We start from the raw sequence: 18,144 nt of genomic DNA, 5'->3' as shown, positions 1-18,144 counted from the left end.
TCCACCTCCTCAAAGGAGCTGTTCCCATGCGCTCGCGCATCATGCGACGCGGTGCCGTGCTGTCGGCTGCCGCGGCCGCGACCCTCGGCCTGGCTGCCACCAGTGCCTCCGCCGCCCTGCCCGGTCTTCCGCCGGGAGGACAGGTCAACGAATCCGGTGACGCCGGCGCGTCCGACCTCGTCGGCGGCTCGCTCGCCGCGGGCGGCGTCCGCGTCCCATGGGCGACCTTCGAGCAGAAGGACGCCGGCGCCGAGCAGCAGATCTTCGTCCGTGCCTTCAAGGGCGGCCAGTGGATCACGCAGGGCTCGCCCGCCTCGCTGAACCTCGACCCGCACCAGGAGGCCGAGGCGCCGTCGATCGACTTCGCCGGCGCCGACCGCACCGTGCCGTGGGTCTCCTGGTACGAGCCCAGTCCGCTGCTGGGTAGCGACGCCACCAACATCTTCGCGTCGCGATTCGATGCCCCCAACAAGAAGTGGATCCCCGAAGGCCAGGATCGCGCGCCGACCAGCAAGGTCCCGTCCTTGAACATCCACGTCGACCGTGATGCCGAGAACCCGGCCGTCGCGGGCGGCGCGACGGTCGCCGGCAACGCGCCGGTGCCGTGGGTGGCCTGGCAGGAGCGCGACGGTGGTGCCGACAACGACAGCTCGCCGAACCAGATCTTCGTCTCGCGCGCCATCAAGCAGGCCGACTGCTCGGCCAACAAGCCCGGCGGCGGCACCAGCGTCAGCGCGTTCTGCTGGCAGCAGACGGGCATCGAGCGCACGACCAAGGGCGCCGCGACCTCGACCGGCGCGACCGACCCGACGTTGAACATCGACCCGACGCGCGACGGCATCGAGCCGGACGTCGCGTTCACCGGCCCGGGCGACACCGTGCCGTGGATCGTCTGGTACGAGGAGAACGACTCCAAGATCGGGCTGCGCAACACCGAGCAGGTCTTCGCGGCCAAGGCCGTCGCGGAGCCCACCGCGGACGGCGGCTTCAAGTACGTGGCCGTCGGTCGTGGCACGCAGGGCAAGGTGAACGTGTTGAACACGAGCGGCACGCACGGCTTCGGCGCGTGCGCGGTCGACCAGCCCTCCGAGGACGCGTGCTCGCTGAACGCCGCGCCCGACCGTGACGCCGAGGACCCGCGGGTCGCGGCCGGCACGCTGACGCCCGGCGGCATCACCGCGCCGTGGGTCGCGTGGTCCGAGACGCTGCCCAACGGCAACCACGGGATCTTCGTCTCGCGCCTGGTCGGCGGCGATCACTTCGAGTTGGCCAACAACGGCAACCCGGTCTCCGCGCCGACGCTCGACGCGTCCCGTCCGGACATCACGTTCTCGGGCAACACGCCCTACGTCCAGTGGCACAGCACGATCGGCGGCAAGCTCAAGACGGTCGTCGGGCACTTCGAGGGCCTGACGACGTTCAAGGTCGACGGCGCGGTGGACCCGGCCGACGCCGACGTGCGCTCGCCGATCTCGTCGAGCAACACGGCCGACCCGTTCACCGCCGACGGCGCCAACGCGCCGGGCGCGGCGGCCGGCACGCCGTTCTTCCTGCACACGACCGAGGGCTCGCCGCAGCGGCTGCTGGCCCACGGCTACGCGCCGACCGACGTGACGACAGGTGACGCGTCCAACGTCACGCTGAGCACGGCGCACGTGACCGGCTCGGTCAACCCCGCGGGTGCGGCCGTCAAGGCGCACTTCGACTACGGCCAGACGCCGCTGTACGGCAGCCGGACCGCCGACCAGAAGATCGGCGCGGCCACGACGCCGCAGGTGTTCGCGGCCGACCTCGGGGCGCTGCCGGAGTACAACGTCATCCACTACCGCTCGGTCGTCGACAGCGACTTCGGGACGTTCTACGGGCCCGACCGGACCTTCGTGACGGGCGTCCGCGCCCCCGGCCCGGTCTACAACCCCGGCAACGGCCACAAGCCGCCCAAGCACCACAAGCGCCACTGGCCGCGGATCAACAACAAGGTGTTGAAGCTCCGCTCCGACGGCACGGTCGTCGTCTCGATGACCTGCCCGGCGTCGCACGGCAAGGTCTGCAAGGGCACGCTGAAGATCTCCTACAACAAGCATGTGGTCGGTCGCAAGGCGTTCTCGTTCAAGGCGAACAAGACCAAGGCGATCGTCGTCAAGCTCACGGGCAAGGACAAGCCCAAGCTGGCGCGCACCACCCGGCGCGTGCACAGCACCAAGGTCAAGGTGACCGCGGGGACCAGCAGCACGACGCTGCGCCTCGTCCGCGCCTAGCGCTCACGGGGGAAGTCGCTCGAGGGCCGCGCCAGGATGGCGCGGCCCTCGGTCGTTCGGTGGCCGCCCGGAGCGGCCTTGGCAGGCCCGTCGTCTTCGCCGCGATCGGCCGCAGCTCGCCTCCGGCCGAACGCCACCGATCGTCACTGCCTCCGCCGACGCTGCCGCCCCCGGTCCTCCGCGACGCACGACCAACCTGTAGGAGTCGTAGGCACATGACGCGTTGTTGGTGTTGTTGCTCGTCGCCGCGGCGTTCTTCACGCAGAAGGCGATCGGGAGCGGGCAGACCAAGCCCCTGCTGCTCGCCGGCGCGATCGTCGGCCTGGCGTTCATGACCAAGATGCTGCAAGCCCGTCGTCACGATCGGCGGCTTCAGCGGCAGCGACAACGCCCCGACGGCCTCCCAGCTGGCGGCCATGGTCACGCGCGGCGAGTTGAAGTACGTGTCGGTCGGCGCGGGTGGCAGCGGCGGCGGCCCGGGCGGGGGCGGCGGCTCGTCGGCCCTCACCGCCTGGGTCCAGGCCCACGGCAAGGCCGTGACCACGGTCTCGACGACCTCGGGCACGCTCTACGCGGTCTCGGCCTAGAACCGATGGCGGCGGGGGCGTGCGACGATCCGACGATGTCGAGCACGCCCTCGCCCGCCGCGCCCGTCCGCGGCAGCTGCCTCTGTGGCGGCGTCCGCTACGCGGTCACCGGCCCGTTCCTGCGGGCCAACTTCTGCCACTGCTCGCGCTGTCGCAAGCACACCGGGGCGGCCGCCTCGACCCAGGGCCGCGCGGCGATCGAGGACTTCACCCTGCTCGCCGGCGCCGACCTGCTCCGGACCTACACGCCCGACCAAGGCATGGTGAAGGTCTTCTGCACCGCTTGCGGCTCGAGCCTGTTCGGCGGCTCGTGGCCCGACGGCCCCGAGGTCTCGATCCGCCTCGGGACCCTCGACGACGACCCCGGCATCCGGCCGTCGTTCCACAACTTCGTCGCCGACGCGCCGGCCTGGCTGCCGGTCGCCGACGACGACGGGCTCGAGCGCTACGCGGCGATCAAGCCGGCGCGCCCGCGCCCTTGAGCTGGCCGGCGAGCCCTTCGGACGTCATGACCTCCGAGAACATGGGGTAGTCGAAGGTGATCGCGTTGTCGTGCTCCTCGGGCGACGTCGCCGCGACGCAGTCCGACAGCGTGATCACGTTGTAGCCCTTCTCGTAGCCCGTCCGCATCGTGGACTCGACGCAGCAGTTGGTCAGGAAGCCGCTGAGCGCGATCGTCTCGATGCCGCGGGCGCGCAGGATGAAGTCCAGGTTGGTCGTCGCGAACGTGTCCAGCCCGCGCTTGCCCTCGACGACGATGTCGCCCTCGGCCGGCGCCAGCGCGTCGACGATCTCCGCGCCCCACTCGCCCTTGACGAACGCGGTCGAGTCGACCACGCCCTTGAGGATCCCGTAGGGGTGCGCCGAGATCTCGTTGTAGCCGGGCGCGAACGTGATCGGCGCGTGCACGATCGTCGCGCCCGCAGCCCGCGCCGCCTCGACCAGCCGGCGCGTGTTGTCGAGCATCCCGGTGCTCTCCATCACGGTCTGGACCGCGCCGTGGAGCGCGCCCCCTTCGGAGGTGAAGTCGTTCTGGTACTCGATCAGGACGACGGCGGTGCGCTGCGGATCGATGGCCATCGGCCGAGGCTACCGCTCCGCGGCGGGCGGTCATAGCCGCCGGCGCGCCTAGCCGGCGGGGACCAGCGGCGCGCCCAGCGGCGGCGTCCGCCGCAGGCGCAAGGACACCAACAACGCGACCGCCAGCATCACGCCCGCGATCGCCAGGACGCCGTTCCAATGGTCCATCGTCCAGGCGGTCCCGGCCAGCGGACCGGCGATCGACGACCCCGCGTAGTAGGCCAACAGGTAGAGCGCCGAGGCCTGGCCGGCGGCGCCGGCGGCGCGGCGGCCGACCCAGGACGACGCGACCGAGTGGCCGGCGAAGAAGCCGGCGGTGAGGGTCGCGATCCCGACGACGATCAGCGGGAGGCTGGCGGTCGCGGTGAGCGCCAGGCCGCCGCCGGTGAGCAGCACGCCGAGCGGCAGGACCGTGCGGCGCCCGACGCGATCGGCGAGCCGGCCCGCGTGCGCCGAGCTGGCCGAGCCGATCGGGTAGACGAGGAAGACGAGCGCCAGCGCGGCGGGGCTGAGGTCGAACGGCTCGGCGGCGAGGCGGAAGCCGAGGCCGTTGTAGACCGCGACGAACGTCCCCATCAACAACGCGCCCATGGCGTTGAGCCGCAGCAGCCCCGGGTCGGCGAGCGGCGCCCGCAGGCGACCGAGCGCCTCGCGGGTCGACGTCACGCGCCGGGGGCGGAAGTTGCGCGACGCCGGCAGGAGCCGCAGCACGACGATCGCGCACACGACGCCCAGCGCGCCGACGCCCGCGACCGCCGCGCGCCAGCCGCCGACGTCGGCCAACCCGCCGGCGAGCAGCCGGCCGACCATGCCGCCGATCGCGTTGCCGCCGATGTACAGGCCGACGGCGCCGCCGAGCGCCCGCGGGTGGACCTCCTCGGCCAGATACGCCATCGCGACCGCGGGGAGGCCGGCGAGCGCCAGGCCCTCCAGCCCGCGCACGGCGAGCAGGGCGGCGAAGGTGGGCGCGAGCGCGCTGGTCAGGCCGAGCGCGGAGGACAGCACGAGCGACAGGCCCATGACGCGCGTCCGGCCGATCGCGTCCGACAGCCACGCGGCGGGCAGCAGGCCGATCCCGACGCTGGCGGTCGTCACGGCGAGCGACAGCGCGCTGATGCCGGGGGAGACGTCGAAGTCGCGGCTCAAGACGGGGAGGAGCGCCTGCGTGCTGTAGAGGAGGGCGAAGGTGCCGAGGCCCGCCGCGAAGAGGGCGGCGGCGAGGCGGCGGAAGCCGGGATCTCCGGAGACGTAGCCGGGGTGGTGGTCCATGCACCCCCATTGTCGGCCTCGCCGCCTCATCTCTCCAATGCATCTTTGCGCCCTGATCGATGCGTTGGCATCATGAGTCGGAGATGAACGTCGACGAGCTCCGCTGGTTCGCCGCGCTGGCCGAGCGCCAGCACATGACGGCGGTCGCGCGCGACCTGCACATCAGCCAGCCCGCGCTGTCGCGCGCGATCGGCCGGCTGGAGGCCCAGGTCGGCGTCCCGCTCTTCGACCGCCGCGGGCGCGTCCTGGCGCTCAACCACCACGGCCGCCGCTACCTCGCGCACGTGCGCCGCGCGCTGGAGGAGCTGGACGCGGGCGCGGCGGCCGTCGCCGACGTCGCCGACGCCGAGCACGGCGAGCTGCGCCTCTGGTTCCTCCACACGCTGGGCAGCTGGCTGGTGCCGGCGCTGGTCGGCGCCTACCGCGAGGAGCATCCCGCCGTCCGGTTCCGGCTCGCGCAGCGCGGCACCGCGGCGCTGCTGGCGGGCTTCGACGAGGGCGAGGCCGACCTGGTGCTGATGGGCCCGCGGCCGGCGCGCCGGCGCCTGGCGTGGCACCGGCTGGTCACCGAGCCGCTGCTGCTCGCGGTTCCGCCGCGTCACCGACTGGCGGGACGGCGGTCGGTCCGCCTCGAGGAGGTCGCCGACGAGCCGTTCGTCGGGCTGCAGCCCGGCAACGCCCTGCGCGCGCTCACCGACGACCTGTGCCGGCGCGCGGGCTTCGAGCCGAAGATCGCGTTCGAGGGCGACGAGGTCGCGACGCTGCGCGGGCTGGTCGCGGCGGGTCTGGGCGTCGCGCTCGTCTCGCCGCAGCGGGTCGCGGCCGAGGAGGTCACCACCGCGACGCCACATCTGCGCGTCCGCGACGCGGATGCGGAGCGAGCGCTCGGGATGGTGTGGGATCCGGAGCGTTTGGAAACGCCGGTGGTGTCCGCGTTCCGGACGTTCGTGATCGAGGATGGGCGACGCCTATGCAACGAGGCGATGCACCAGAAGCCGGCCTGATCATCGGGCGGGGATCGGTGGCGCTCGCGCGCGCGCGAGCCTACGATCGCCTGTGGTCATGCTGGCGATCGACGACGTGGACTTGGCGGACCTCGCGCTCGCGCTCGAGGACCACTCCGACGAGCACACCTGGTGGCTCGACGCGCACAGCGGGGAGGTTCGGCCGCACTTCGGCGGCGGCGGCGAGCCGGACGCCAACGCAGACGGGACGGTCGCGATCGACCCGCTGCCGGTCGCCGTTGGCTACGGCGACATGGAGGACTTCGTCGCCTACGTCCGCGACGTCCAGGCGCGCGACCTCCTGGAGCGCGCGATCGTCGGGCGCGGCGCGTTCCGGCGCTTCAAGGACGCGCTCGGCCAGTTCCCGGAGCTGCGCCGCGCGTGGTTCGCCTTCCACGACGCGCGTGGCGAGCGCCGGGCGATCGAGTGGCTGGTCGAGCACGAGCTCGTCGGCGCGCCCGGCGCCGAGCAGGCGCTGGCCGACCGCGCCGACCCCGAGGCGGGCGACCTGCCGGGGCTGCTGGACGCCCACGGGCTCGCGCGGCGCGTCGCGCTCGACCTGCGGCGCGTGTACCGCCGGCGGCTGCGCGCCGTCCTGCTGGTCGGCGCGTGGGCGCGCGGCGAGGCGCATCCGGAGGCGGCCGTCGAGTTGGTGGTCGTCCTCGACGGCTTCGGCGACCGCTGGGCCGAGAAGCGCCGGATGGAGCGGACGCTGTGGCGCCACTCCGTGCGCAACGGCGCCGTGGTGACGGCGCTGCCCGTGTTGTTGGAGGAGATCCCGGTGCTGGTCCGCGGGGCGCTCGACGAGGGCGTCCGCGCGGTGGAGGGCCGCGCTCCGACGATCCACGACGCGCCCGACCCGGCGATCGCCCGGCGGCTCGAGCTGGCCCGCCGCGAGCTCGACGCCGCCCGCGTCCTGATCGACGCGCAGCTGTGCGCCGGCGCGCTGTCGCACGCCTACCGCGGCGCGCTGCTGGCGGCCGACGCCGCCCTCGTCGCCACCGGCGAGCACGCCGCCACGCCGTCCGGGACCGTCGCCGCCTTCGGCCAGCGCCTCGTCGTCGAGGACGGCGTCGCGCCCGAGCACGCTCGCGCCCTGCGCCGCCTCTACGAGGACCGCCACGCGGTCGACCACGCCCTGGTCGACGCGCCGCCCGTCGAGGCCCGCGAGGCGATCGCGGCCGCTGACGCGATCCTCGCCGCCTGCGCGCAGTGGCTCGCGACGCCGCGCGGCACCGCGGCGGCCGCGCCAGTCGCGCCCGTCCAGTCCGCCTGACCCGCCGGCGCGCCGAGCCGCGCGGCCCGACGCGCCGGGCGGTCAGGCCTCCCGCGTGAGCTGGCGCAGCGTCGCGTCCAGCGTCGCCTCGCGCTGCACGATCCCGCGGGCCGCGCTGCGGAACGCCGCGGCGTCGCCGGCGCGGGCCGTCGTCGCGAGGCGGTGGTAGGCGCGCTGCACGGAGGCCAGCGCCGGGTCCAGCGCGCGGGCCGGGGCCGCGGCCGCGAGCGCGGCGGTCGGGGGCAGCGCCCGCCGCGCGTCGCGATACACCGCCGCCAGCCGTGCGGCGGCCGCCGCCTGCGCCCGGGTATGTCGGGCGGCGCGCAGGTCTTCGCGGGCGGTGGCGCGGTCGCGGTCCAGGCGGTCGATCGCCCGGTCGACCGCGCTCAGGAGCGCGGCGCGCTCGCTCGCGTTCGGATCGGCGACCGACGCGGCCGCCGGACCCAACGGCGCCGGCGCGACCACCGCCGGCCGCGGGTCGCTCGTGGCGGTCGCGTAGCCCGCGGTCGTGGCCAGCAGCAGCACCGCGGCGACGCCCACGCCGGACGGCACCGGCCAGCGCACCTTGCGCCGGGTCCGGTGCCGTCGAGGCGGGCTCGTCGCCCGCGGCGAGGCGGTGGCGGGCGGCGAGGTCGCCGCGGTGGCGCGCGGCGAGGTCTTCGGGGTCTTGACGGGCGGGGCGGCGAGCACCGGGATCGGCACGCGCCGGCGTCCCAGCGAGCGCTGCACCGCGCGCAGCAGGCCCGCCGCCGACTGCTGGCGATGCTCGGGCCGCTTGTTCAGCGCGCTCTGCAGCACGTCGTCGAGCTCGGGCGGCAGGCCGGTCGCCTCCGCCACGCGTGGCGGAGGCTCGCGGCGGTGCGCGTCGAGGACGAGCAGCGGCCGGTCGTAGGGGAACGGCGGCGCGCCGGTCAGGCACTCGACCAGGACGCAGGCCAAGGCGTACACGTTGCCCGCCGTCGTCAGCGGCGCGCCGCCGGCGACCTCGGGGGCGACGTAGTCCGCGACGTCGACGATCGCCTCGGCGCCGTGCGTCGGGAACCCGTAGTCGTACAACAGCGGTTGCGTCGGCTTGCGCGGCGTGAGCGCGATCCGCCCCGGGGTGAGGTGCGCGGCGGGGAGGCCCAACGCCGCGAGCGTGTCCAGCGCACCGGCGACGAGGCTCAGGATCCGGACGGCCTCGTCGCGCTCCATCGGCCCTTCGGCGAGGCGGTCGGCGAGCGTCGTGCCCGCCGCGATCCGCGGCCGCGCGACGTACAGCCGGTCGCCGTCGCGCCCCGCGGCGATCGGGAGCGACAGCGCGAGGTCGCCCGGCTTGCGCGGCGCGGCCCGCAGCGCGTCGAGCCGCTCGATCCGGGCGACGGCCGCCGCGTCGCGCGCGACCGCGGGGCTCGACACGTGCAGCTGCACCTTGCGTCCCTCCTTCGACGCCTCGGCGACGGTCCAGCCGTCGCGCTCGGCGACGACCCGCGCGACGGCGAAGCCGTCCACGACCGCGTTGTCCATGTCCTTGCTGATGTCCATCGCGATCAACCGCCGTCGTCGAAGAAGGTGATGGTCTGGGCCGCCGGCTTGCTCGCCGGCGTGCTCGTCTTGGGCGCGGCCTTCGGCTGCGGGGCCGGGTTGGACACCGGTGTGCTGCGCACGGGCTGGCGCACCGCGACCGGCCGGCTGGTCCGGACCGGGGCGCTGCGCGCGGGCGCCGACACGCGGACGGTCCTCGGCGTTGCGGCGACCGACCGCGCGGCCGGCGCGCTCGCCGCGCGCTTGGCCCGCACCGCGACCCGCCGCGCCGCCGGCGCCGGCGCCGGCAGCGCCGCCGCCGGGGCCAGGCGCAGCGTGCGCGGGGCGGCGGTCGCGTCCGCGGCCGCGGCCCGCGCCGGCGCGACGTCGGCCTCCGGCGCGCTGTCGTCGCGCGTCACCGCGCCCGCGCCGTAGGCGATGCCGAAGCACGCGCCCGCCGCGGCGACCAGCGCGGCCGCGCGGCGCAGCCCGCTCCACTGCGCCGCCTCGCGCACCGTCTTGGCGCCGCTCACGCTGCCGGACATGGCTCGCTCTTGGACTTGCCGTCGGCGCCAGGGATCAGGCAGCTCTCCGCCCTCGCCGGCGCCTTGCCGCGGCGCATCGTCAACACGATGCGCTTGGTCGCGTAGCCCGGCTTGGCCAGCGAGACCGTCACCGTCGCGCCCGCGCGCAGCGTCCGCTCGAGCGCCTTGACCCGCAGCTGCCCGGACGTGCCCATCGTCTTGCGCAGCGCCTTGCCGCCCGGGCATCCGCCGCCGCGGCAGCGGACCACGACCCGCGCGCCCTCTGGGCCCGACACCATGATCTTGGTGATCCGGGTACGGCTCGCCGTCACGCTGCCGGCGAGCTGGACGCGGACGCCCCGCAGGCCCTTCAGCACGATCTTGGGCGCCGACGAGGCCGAGGCGGACGCCGCGGCCGTCGCGGCCGGCTTGCCCGACGAGCCGGCGGTCGGCGGCGTGGGACCGAGCACGACCGGCGCGCCCGGCGAGGACACGACCGTGGGCGGCGTCCCGGTGTCACCCGGGTCCCCGGTCGGCGGCGGCTCCGGCGGCCCGACCACGTTGAGGGCCTTGGTGGTCGTCGTCGCGGCGCCGCCCTTGTCGGTCACCTTCTCGCCGATCGTGTACGTGCCGGCGGTCAGGTACACCGCCTTGGCCGTCGGCCCCGTCGCGTCGCCGTAGGTGCCGTCGCCGTTGAGGTCCCACGACGTCGAGCCGAGGTCCGCGACGCCGTCGGGATCCGACGCCGTCGAGGAGAACGTGACGGTGTCGCCGGTCTCCGGCGCGGCCGGCGCGACGTCGAACGCCGCGATGGGTGGCGTGTTGATGCGGAATGACGTGGTGGTCGTCGTCGTCGCGCCGCCGTTGTCGGTCACCTTCAACCTGATGTCCTTCTTGCCCGCGGTGGTGAACGACGTGATCAGCCACGACACGGCCGAAGGCGCCCCGAACGTCCCGGTCCCGAGGTCCCACGCCCAGCTCGTCACCGAGCCGTCGGGGTCGTTCGAGCCCTGCGCGCTGAACGCGACCTGCTGGTTGAGGACCGGCGTGAACGGGTCCTGCCCCGCAGGCGCGTTGACCGCGGCGAAGACGAACGACGCCTTCGGCGGCACGTTGACGTGCACGGTCTTCGACGTCGACGCGGTGCGGCCGTCGAGCGCCGCGGTGATCGTCAGCGTCACGGCCTTGTCGCCCGCCGTCGCGTAGGCGTGGGAAGGCTGCGCGCCCGCGCCGGTCGCGCCGTCGCCGAACGCCCAGGCGTAGGACTGGATCGCCCCGCCCGGGTCGCCGGACGCGCGCCCGTCGAAGGACACGGTGTCGCCGACGTTCGGCACGTTGGGGCCGAAGGAGAACGACGCGGTCGGGTTGCCGACCACGTGCACGCCGTGCGACGCGCTCGCCGTCTCGCCGTTGGAGTCGGTCGCCGTCAGCGTCACGCCGTAGTCGCCGGTCGCGCCGTAGGCGTGCGCCGTGGAGGCGCCGCCGCCTGTCGCGCCGTCGCCGAACGACCACGCCAGCGACGCGATCGTCGCCCCGTCGTTGCCGCTGGCCGCCGCGGTGAAGCCGATGCTCTGGCTTACGCGCGCCGTGGTCGGCGCGGCGCTGAAGTCCACGGTCGGCGGCGTCGCCAGCGCCGCCGGCGCGGCGACGAGCGCCCAGGTGAGCGCCAGGCTCGCGCCCAGCGCCAGGATGCCTCGCTCACGTCCCACAACGGATCCCTTCGTTCGTCTGCTTCCATCGCTGATCGAGCGTGCTGCGCATCGCCCTCCGTGCCACGTGGCGATGTCGTGCGCAGCGCCGTCGCTGCTGCTTGCGCGCCTTCGCGGGCGCGCGCTCGTGCCCCACGGGCGCGGCGGCGGCGACAGATGCGGCCGTCGCCGCCGCCGGCGGGGCGGGCGACCCCGTGTCCTCGGGGTCAGCGGCCGCGGAGGGGATCGCCGCGGTCGCCGTCGCCACGCTTGCTTGCGCCGTCGTGGCCTCCTGCACGCTGATCTGGACCTGCACGTCGCCGGTGCAGTCCTCCAGGCAGGCGGCGATGTCGCGCTGCTGCGCGACGTCCACCGTCGCGGTCGCCGCGACCGTCGCCAGCCAGGCCGTGAACGCGCCGAGGTCGGGCGCGACGGGCGGCAGCGGGAGCGCCGCGGCCGAGCCGCCGGCGTCCTGGGCGGCGCTGGCCGCCTGCTCCACGACCTGCCGGGCGTCGACGTCGTCGCACGCTTCAAGACATACATCTTGGTACTGCCACACGAGCTGGGTGAAGAACGCGTCGTTGGATCCCGCCGCCAGCGCGCCCGAGATCGCGGACGCCAGCTGCGTCGCGTCGGCGCGCTGCGACGCGACCTGCACGCGCGTCGTCCCGAGGCAGAACGCCACGCACCCGAGCTGCGTCTGCACGATCAGCTGGATCGTCGCGCTGGTGTTGGACGCCACCGCGCCCGCGGCGCCGGTCGACGCCGCGACCTGCACGGTCGTCGCCGTCTGCGCGGCGGTCTGCGTCTGGCTGGTCCCGACGCAGCGGCGCGCGCAGCCCTCCTGGACCTGCCAGAGCAGCTGGATGGTGATCGCGACGTTCTGCGCGACCGCGCCGCTCGCGGGCTGCGGGGCCTGCGACGGCGGCGGATCGGCCGCTCGCGCCGGGGCGACGGCGACGAGCGCCGCCGCCCACAGCACGAATGCCGCCTTAGGCGTTGATGAGATCCTCAACATCGCCCGAGTCGGTCGAGGCGTTGGTGCCGGTCTGATCGGCATTGGCCTCTGAGTAGGCGTCCTGGTACGTGGTCGCGCACTGCGTCGCGTCCTGCACCTGACCGGGACCGCCGTCGCCCGCCGCTCCGTCCGACTCGTCGGAAGCGCTCTTCACGCTTGCGACGGCCGCGCCGGTCGACTGATCCTGGTCGGTGTACTGGTCCGTGGTCGCCTCGTTGTCGGCGGACGAGTCCGCCGAGTTGTCCAGGTACTGCGAACCGCCGGCGTTCGTGCCCTTCTGGGTCGCGTCCGCTGACGAGCAGGCCGCCTGGTCCGTCTCGGCCCACTGATCCGACGCCTGCGCCTGGCCGGACCCGCCACAACCCGCCTCGCAGCTGCTGCTGCTCGACTGGGACTGCTCGGGATCCTGCGTGGTAGACGCGTCGTTGGACGCCTCGGACGAAGCCGAGTTGTCCAGCGCCTGCGACCCACCGGCGTTGAGGCCGGTCTGGTCGGCGTCGGCCTCCGAGTCCGCGGACTGATCCGTCGAGGCGCCCTGAGACGCCTCCTGGACCTGACCGGAGCCGCCGCAGCCGGCCGCGCAGCTGTCGCTGCTCGACTGGTCCTGCGAGGTGCCCTGGTCGGTCGTCGCCGTGTTGTACGACGACGAGTCCGCATCGTTGGAGTTGTCCTGCACACCCGCGACGTTCTCGCCCTTCTGGGTCGCGTACGCCGCGGAGTCGGCCGACTGATCGGTCTCGGCCGACTGATCCGCCGACTGCGCCTGCCCGGAACCGCCGCACCCGACTTCGCAGCTGTCGCTGCTGTCCTGGCTCTGGTCGAGATCCTGGTAGGTCGACGCGTCGTTGGACGCCTCGGACGAAGCCGAGTTGTCCAAGTACTGCGCGCCGGCGGTGTTGACGCCGTACTGATCGGCGTCGGCCTCCGAGGACGCGTCCTGGTCCGTGTAGGCGTCCTGGGACGCCTGCTGGGCCTGGCCCGAGCCGCCGCAGCCGGCCGCGCAGCTGTCGCTGCTCGACTGATCCTGCGAGGTGCTCTGGTCCGTCGACGCGCTGTTGTACGCCGACGAGTCCGCGCTGTTGGAGTTGTCCTGCGTGCCCGCGATGTTCACGCCCGTCTGGGTCGCGTACGCCGCGGAGTCGGCCGACTGATCGGTCTCGGCCGTCTGGTCCGCCGACTGGGCCTGACCCGAGCCGCCGCAGCCAGCGTCGCAGCTGTCGCTGCTGTCCTGGTACTGCTCCGGATCCTGGGTCGTGTCCGCGTCGTTGGACGCCTCGGACGATGCCGAGTTGTCCAGCGACTGATCGCCACCGGCGTTGGTGCCGGTCTGGTCGGCGTTGGCCTCCGAGTACGCGCTCTGGTCGGTGGACGCGTCCTGGGACGCCTCCTGGACCTGGCCCGAGCCGCCGCAACCGACCGAGCAGCTGTCGCTGCTCGACTGGTCCTGCGACGTCGACTGGTCGGTGGACGCGTAGTTGTCCGCCGAGGAGTCCGCGTAATTGGAGTTGTCCTGCGAGCCGCCGCTGTTCGTGCCCTTCTGGGTCGCGTCAGCGGTGGAGTCCGCTTCCTGATCGGTGGAAGCGGTCTGGTAGGACGCCTGCGCCTGGCCCGAGCCGCCGCAGCCGGCCTCGCAGCTGTCGCTGCTCGACTGGGACTGTGACGAGTCCTGGGTGGTGTCGGCGTCGTTGCTGGCCGAGGAGTCGGCCGAGTTGTCCAGGCTCTGCGAAGCAGAGCTCGGGGGGTCGACGAACTCGACGGGCGCATTTGCGTTCGTGCCCGTCTGATCTGCCGTCGCGTCCGAATCCGCGTCCTGGTAGGTGGACGCGTCCTGGTAGCTCTCCTGCGCCTGACCGCTGCCACCACACCCGGCGACGCAGCTTGAGCTGGCCGTCTGGGTCTGGTCGTTGTACTGGCTGGTCGATGCGCTGTTGGAGGCATTGGACGACGCCGAGTTGCTGTTGCTCTGCGATGCATTGCTCGAGCTTCCGACGTAGTCCCCACCGCTGATGGAGACCGGCGTGTTCGCGTTGACGCCCTTCTGATCCGCCGTGGCGGACGAAGAGGCCTCCTGCGAGGTGTCGGCACTCTGGTCAGACGACTGCGCCTGGCCGGAGCCCCCGCACCCGTAGCCGCAGCTGCTGCTGGCGGTCTGGGTTTGGGGTCCGTTCTGGGTGGTCTCGGCGGAGTTGGACGCCTCCGAACTGGCCGAGTTGTCCAGCGTCTGGTCGGCGGAGCTGTCGCCCCGCCGTCACGTCGCCGCCGGCCACGATGACCGGGACGTTCGCGTTGACGCCGTTCTGGGTCGCGGTCGCCGACGAGTCCGCAGACTGGTCGGTGCTCGCGTACTGACTGCTCTCCTGCACCTGGCCGGAGCCGCCACAGCCCGCCTGGCAGCTGCTGCTGCTCGACTGGGTCTGGGACGAGCTCTGATCCGTCGACGCCGTGTTGCTGGCCGAGGAGTCCGCCGAGTTGCTGTTGTTCTGCGTGGCAGAGCTGTTGCCGCTCGTGACGGACCCGCCCGCGACGACGACCGGAACGTTCGCGTTGACCGCGTTCTGGTAGGCGTCGGCTGACGAATCGGCGGACTGGCTCGTGGACGCGTCCTGGCTCGACGACTGCGCCTGCCCGGAACCGCCACAGCCCACCTGGCAGCTGCTGCTGCTGGTCTGGGTCTGGTTGGCGTTCTGGGTGGTGCTCGCCGAGTTGGACGCGGACGAGGTGGCCGCGTTGCTCGCGTTCTGGGTTGCGGAACTCGAGCCGCTTGCCGGTGCGATGTTCCCGTACGTCTGGGAACCGACCGACACGCCGTCACCGCTCACGACCACTGGGACGTTCGCGTTGACAGCGTTCTGGTTGGCGTTGGCGCTGGAGCTTGCGCTCTGCGTCGTGTCGGAATCCTGCGAGAGCTGCTGGGCTTGGCCCGATCCACCGCACCCGGCCGTGCAGGCGGGGCTGGCGGCGGCCTGTGACTGGCCCGCCCCCTGGGTGGTGCTACCGGAATTGGAGCCCTGGGACGAGGACGACTGGGCGCCCGTCTGATCGGCTGAGCCGGCCGCGACCGCCGAAGCGATCGGACCACCGATCACCAGCGCTGCAACGCTGGTCCCCAGAGCGATGAAGCGTCTAGCGCTCATCTAGCTCCTTTCGATGGTGTGCAGCTGGTTGCGGGCAGCGATGCGTGCCCGTCGGGCGCACGGCGTGCGTCCGGCTCATCGAAAGACGATGCCCTCACTGCGTCTGCGAGGGCTCGGACTCCGGAGGCCCAGCGCCGTCTCCGACATCGACGGCGTTGGTCTGGTGGTCCGAATGCTCGCCGATGAGTATCGGCCGGAAGGTGCGGAGTTCGCAATGGGCCGGGCCGTTTACGCAGCCCGACCGCTTGCGGAAATCCGCCCCGGTCTGGTCGGACGGCTAGGAGGGCGTCGGCGCCGGGGTCGCGTCCGGGAGCCGGCTGGCCGAGCGCGCGTGCTGCGGGCGCTTGTAGCCGGCGGCGGACTGGACCGACGACGGCCGCCACTTCGCGCCGCCGCGCTGCGTCGGGACGCCCTCGGCGTTGAGGACGTCGGCGATCGCCTGCAGCGTCATGCCGTCGGCGCGCATCGCGGCGATCCGCTGGTGGACGGCCGCGGTGCGCTGCGCGGCCGCGCCGGTGCCGGCGTGGCGCTTGGCGCGGGCCGCGGCGAGCCCGGCCTTAGTCCGCTCCGACAGCCGCTCCCGCTCCCAGGCCGACACGGCGGCCAGCGCCCTCGTCGTCGTCCGGCCGGACTCCGTCGCGGTGTCGAGGTCGAGGTCGAGCGCGACGAGCCGGACGTCCATCTTGTCCAGCCAGCGCAGCAGCTGCCCGAGCTCGGCGACCGAGCGGGAGAGGTGGTCCAGGCCGCAGATGACGAGGCACGTGACTTCGCCGGCGGCGATCCGCTGCAGCGTGTGCGAGAGGCCGGGCCGGTCGAGCGCCTTGCGGTCCTTGGTGGACTCGCGGTCGCCGACCAGCTCCAGCAGCGTGAGGTCCGGGCACCCGTCGCAATGCCGCGCGATCGCCTCCCGCTGGGCGCACATCGCGGCGGCGGCGCCGTCCTTGCTGCCGGCCGCCGAGGCGTAGCCGATGGCCGCGAGGGGCTTGGTCGGGGCGACGGGCCCAGCGGGGGCGGCGGGCGGGGCCGGCGCGGCGAAGCTCGGGTGCGGCGGCGCGGCGAAGGTCTGCGCCGGCGCGGCAAAGGTGGGCGGCGGCGCGGCGGCGGGCAGTGGCGCAGCGAAGCCGGGCGGCGGAGCAGCGGCGGGTAGTGGCGCGACGGCCTGCTCCGTCGGCGCGGCGGCGGGCGGTGGCGCGACGGCCTGCTCCGTCGGCGCGGTGAGCGGTGCCTCCGCGACCGGCTCTGCCGTCCCAGCGGGCGGCGCCGGGGTCGGCGCGACCGCTTCCCCCGTCGCTGCCTCCGCGGTCGGCGCCGTCTCCGCGGTCGGCGGCGCGTCGTCGCCCGGCTCCTCCGGCACCTTCAGCCACGGCGCTTCACGCCGCGGGCGGCGGCGCAGGGCCATGCGGCCGGCGGGCGCGGCGGTGTCGAGGCCGACGTCGAGGGCGACGAGGCGGACGCCGCCGGCGTCGATGCGGTCCAGCACGGTGGCGAGGCCGCCGTCGCCGTCCGACAGGTCGCCGAGACGGCGCACGACCAGGCAGGACGCGGGGCCTTCGGCGACCGCTTCGAGCGCGAGCGCGAGGGCGTCGTGGTCGTCGGCGTCACCGCCGGCGACCGCGACGACGTCGAGGTGGAGCTCGGTGCACGCGGCCACGATCGCATCGCGATCGTCGGGCGCGCCGAGGTACGCGAGCGCGGGATCGAGCGGCGGAGCGGGCGTGGTCGCGATTGGGACAGAACGCTTCCTGGGCCTCATGGAATCCTTCCTGCCTCCCGCCTGCCTTGGCGACCGACTGTAGACCCCCGCGGCCCCCGGGTGTGGTGGGCCGGCGCGACATGTAGCGCTTCAGGCGGCGAGATTGCACACCGGTTTCTGCCGCATCGGAAAGATCTATGCCTACGTCTAGGTAGAGCAATGTCATTGGGTACGTCCACGTCCCGGATGTGCGTCGTCGTCGAACAGCGTCAGGGCCTGGAGGGTGACGATCGTCAGCAGCCCGGCGGCGTGGTCGAGCTGCTCGTCGGCCGTCGCGTGGTGCTCGGCGATCAGCGACTTGACGTCGGGCGGCGGCCGGTGCAGGCACGCCGCGCAGGACTCGACGACCCCGGCCGCGCACGACAGCAGGAACATCAGCCACTCCGGCCAGTCGTCGTCGTCCGGCCGCGCCCACCACGCGTCCTGCGCCGCGAACGCCGCCGCCTGCGCCAGGCGCCAGGAGCGCTCGAAGGCCAGCTCGGCGTCCGACGCCGGCGCGCTGGCGTTCGCGCCGACGGTCAGCGCGACCGCCGCGAGCGCCCGGATCGCGTCGACCGCCGCGCGCGGCGGCCGCTCGACCGCCAACGGATCGCCCGCCGCCGCGCACAGCCGCCCGAGCGCCGGCCCGACCAGCAGCGCGTCGTCCAGCGCCGTCCCGGCCAGCCCGGACCCGAGCGCGACCGGCATCGCCGCCACGCCCAGCGCGACCCGGCGCAGCGCCTCCGGGCCGAGCGGCGCGAGCTCCTCGTCGGCGAACGCCCGCCGCTCCAGCACCGTCGCCTCGCGCCCGCAGACGACGAGCCGCTCGAGCTCGGCGCCGAGCGTCTCGAAGCGCTCGACGCCGACGACGACGCGGCGATGGCGCGCGCACAGCGCCTCCACCGCGGAGGCGTGCGCCGTCGTCCAGACCAGCCGCACCGGCGGCTCGCGCGTGATGCCCTCCGCGCCCGCGGCGCGCAGGTCGTCGACCAGGCGCGCGACCGCCGGCGGCGGGCCGTTGAGGACGAGGCGATGGTGGTGCATCCACACCAGCTTCCGGCACGCCGGACG

15 protein-coding genes and 2 pseudogenes are annotated in these 18,144 nt (G+C 74.1%); 8 read left to right on the top strand and 9 right to left on the bottom strand.

What is annotated here, in order from left to right:
• Window positions 1-26: 26 nt before the first annotated feature.
• From DSM104299_RS25040 to DSM104299_RS25030, 4 genes and pseudogenes are all read left to right on the top strand, one after another.
• The gene (locus DSM104299_RS25040) at window positions 27-2,258 is read left to right on the top strand and encodes a hypothetical protein (protein ID WP_272474392.1); all 2,232 of its coding nucleotides are present in this window, start codon (window positions 27-29) and stop codon (window positions 2,256-2,258) included.
• Between the two features lie 223 nt (window positions 2,259-2,481).
• Window positions 2,482-2,598, top strand: a pseudogene (locus DSM104299_RS29620) (hypothetical protein); the annotation flags it as partial.
• Between the two features lie 19 nt (window positions 2,599-2,617).
• Window positions 2,618-2,845: pseudogene (locus DSM104299_RS25035) on the top strand (mannosyltransferase YkcB-related protein); the annotation flags it as partial.
• A 35-nt stretch (window positions 2,846-2,880) separates the two neighbouring features.
• On the top strand, window positions 2,881-3,327 hold the full coding sequence (locus DSM104299_RS25030) for a GFA family protein (RefSeq protein WP_272474390.1): 447 nt from the start codon (window positions 2,881-2,883) through the stop codon (window positions 3,325-3,327).
• Here DSM104299_RS25030 and DSM104299_RS25025 read toward each other — a convergent pair.
• Window positions 3,302-3,925 (bottom strand): cysteine hydrolase family protein, encoded by a 624-nt coding sequence (locus tag DSM104299_RS25025; RefSeq protein ID WP_272474389.1) that lies wholly within the window; start codon window positions 3,923-3,925, stop codon window positions 3,302-3,304. The genes DSM104299_RS25030 and DSM104299_RS25025 overlap by 26 nt on opposite strands.
• Window positions 3,926-3,973: 48 nt before the next feature.
• Window positions 3,974-5,194: an MFS transporter gene (locus DSM104299_RS25020; RefSeq protein WP_272474388.1), complete on the bottom strand. Its 1,221-nt coding sequence runs from the start codon at window positions 5,192-5,194 to the stop codon at window positions 3,974-3,976.
• A gap of 83 nt (window positions 5,195-5,277) precedes the next feature.
• On the opposite strand from DSM104299_RS25020, the gene DSM104299_RS25015 reads away from it, so the two are divergent.
• Together DSM104299_RS25015 and DSM104299_RS25010 are read left to right on the top strand one after the other, a co-directional pair.
• Window positions 5,278-6,198, top strand: coding sequence for a LysR family transcriptional regulator (locus DSM104299_RS25015; protein ID WP_272474387.1), 921 nt, complete (start codon window positions 5,278-5,280; stop codon window positions 6,196-6,198).
• A gap of 58 nt (window positions 6,199-6,256) precedes the next feature.
• Window positions 6,257-7,474: a UPF0158 family protein gene (locus DSM104299_RS25010; protein WP_272474386.1), complete on the top strand. Its 1,218-nt coding sequence runs from the start codon at window positions 6,257-6,259 to the stop codon at window positions 7,472-7,474.
• 42 nt (window positions 7,475-7,516) lie between these two features.
• On the opposite strand, the gene DSM104299_RS25005 is transcribed toward DSM104299_RS25010, so the two are convergent.
• From DSM104299_RS25005 to DSM104299_RS24985, 5 genes are read right to left on the bottom strand one after another with little or no spacing between them, the layout of a single operon-like run.
• Window positions 7,517-8,998, bottom strand: a complete 1,482-nt coding sequence (locus DSM104299_RS25005) for a serine/threonine protein kinase (protein WP_272474385.1) — start codon at window positions 8,996-8,998, stop codon at window positions 7,517-7,519.
• A gap of 5 nt (window positions 8,999-9,003) precedes the next feature.
• A complete protein-coding gene (locus tag DSM104299_RS25000; RefSeq protein WP_272474384.1) occupies window positions 9,004-9,522 on the bottom strand; it encodes a hypothetical protein in 519 nt (172 codons plus the stop codon).
• Complete coding sequence (locus DSM104299_RS24995; RefSeq protein ID WP_272474383.1) at window positions 9,507-11,210, bottom strand: PKD domain-containing protein; 1,704 nt, start codon at window positions 11,208-11,210, stop codon at window positions 9,507-9,509. Before DSM104299_RS24995 ends, DSM104299_RS25000 begins: the two co-directional genes overlap by 16 nt.
• Entirely contained in the window at window positions 11,200-12,171 is a 972-nt protein-coding gene (locus DSM104299_RS24990; RefSeq protein WP_272474382.1) for a hypothetical protein, read from the bottom strand. Before DSM104299_RS24990 ends, DSM104299_RS24995 begins: the two co-directional genes overlap by 11 nt.
• Before the next feature lie 10 nt (window positions 12,172-12,181).
• Entirely contained in the window at window positions 12,182-13,318 is a 1,137-nt protein-coding gene (locus DSM104299_RS24985; RefSeq protein ID WP_272474381.1) for a hypothetical protein, read from the bottom strand.
• Window positions 13,319-13,526: 208 nt separating this feature from the next.
• Between DSM104299_RS24985 and DSM104299_RS24980 the strand changes: the two genes are divergently transcribed.
• Window positions 13,527-13,682, top strand: a complete 156-nt coding sequence (locus DSM104299_RS24980) for a hypothetical protein (RefSeq protein ID WP_272474380.1) — start codon at window positions 13,527-13,529, stop codon at window positions 13,680-13,682.
• Window positions 13,683-14,799: 1,117 nt separating this feature from the next.
• On the top strand, window positions 14,800-15,246 hold the full coding sequence (locus DSM104299_RS24975) for a hypothetical protein (RefSeq protein WP_272474379.1): 447 nt from the start codon (window positions 14,800-14,802) through the stop codon (window positions 15,244-15,246).
• Between the two features lie 372 nt (window positions 15,247-15,618).
• Here DSM104299_RS24975 and DSM104299_RS24970 read toward each other — a convergent pair whose 3' ends face one another.
• Window positions 15,619-17,094, bottom strand: a complete 1,476-nt coding sequence (locus DSM104299_RS24970) for a recombinase family protein (RefSeq protein WP_272474378.1) — start codon at window positions 17,092-17,094, stop codon at window positions 15,619-15,621.
• 162 nt (window positions 17,095-17,256) lie between these two features.
• The gene (locus DSM104299_RS24965) at window positions 17,257-18,117 is read right to left on the bottom strand and encodes a hypothetical protein (RefSeq protein WP_272474377.1); all 861 of its coding nucleotides are present in this window, start codon (window positions 18,115-18,117) and stop codon (window positions 17,257-17,259) included.
• Window positions 18,118-18,144: the final 27 nt, after the last annotated feature.

Source organism: Baekduia alba (genome assembly GCF_028416635.1).
Taxonomy (GTDB): Bacteria; Actinomycetota; Thermoleophilia; order Solirubrobacterales; family Solirubrobacteraceae; genus Baekduia; species Baekduia alba.
Note: the sequence above shows the minus strand (reverse complement) of the source record. Positions and strands in the feature narration are given on the sequence as shown.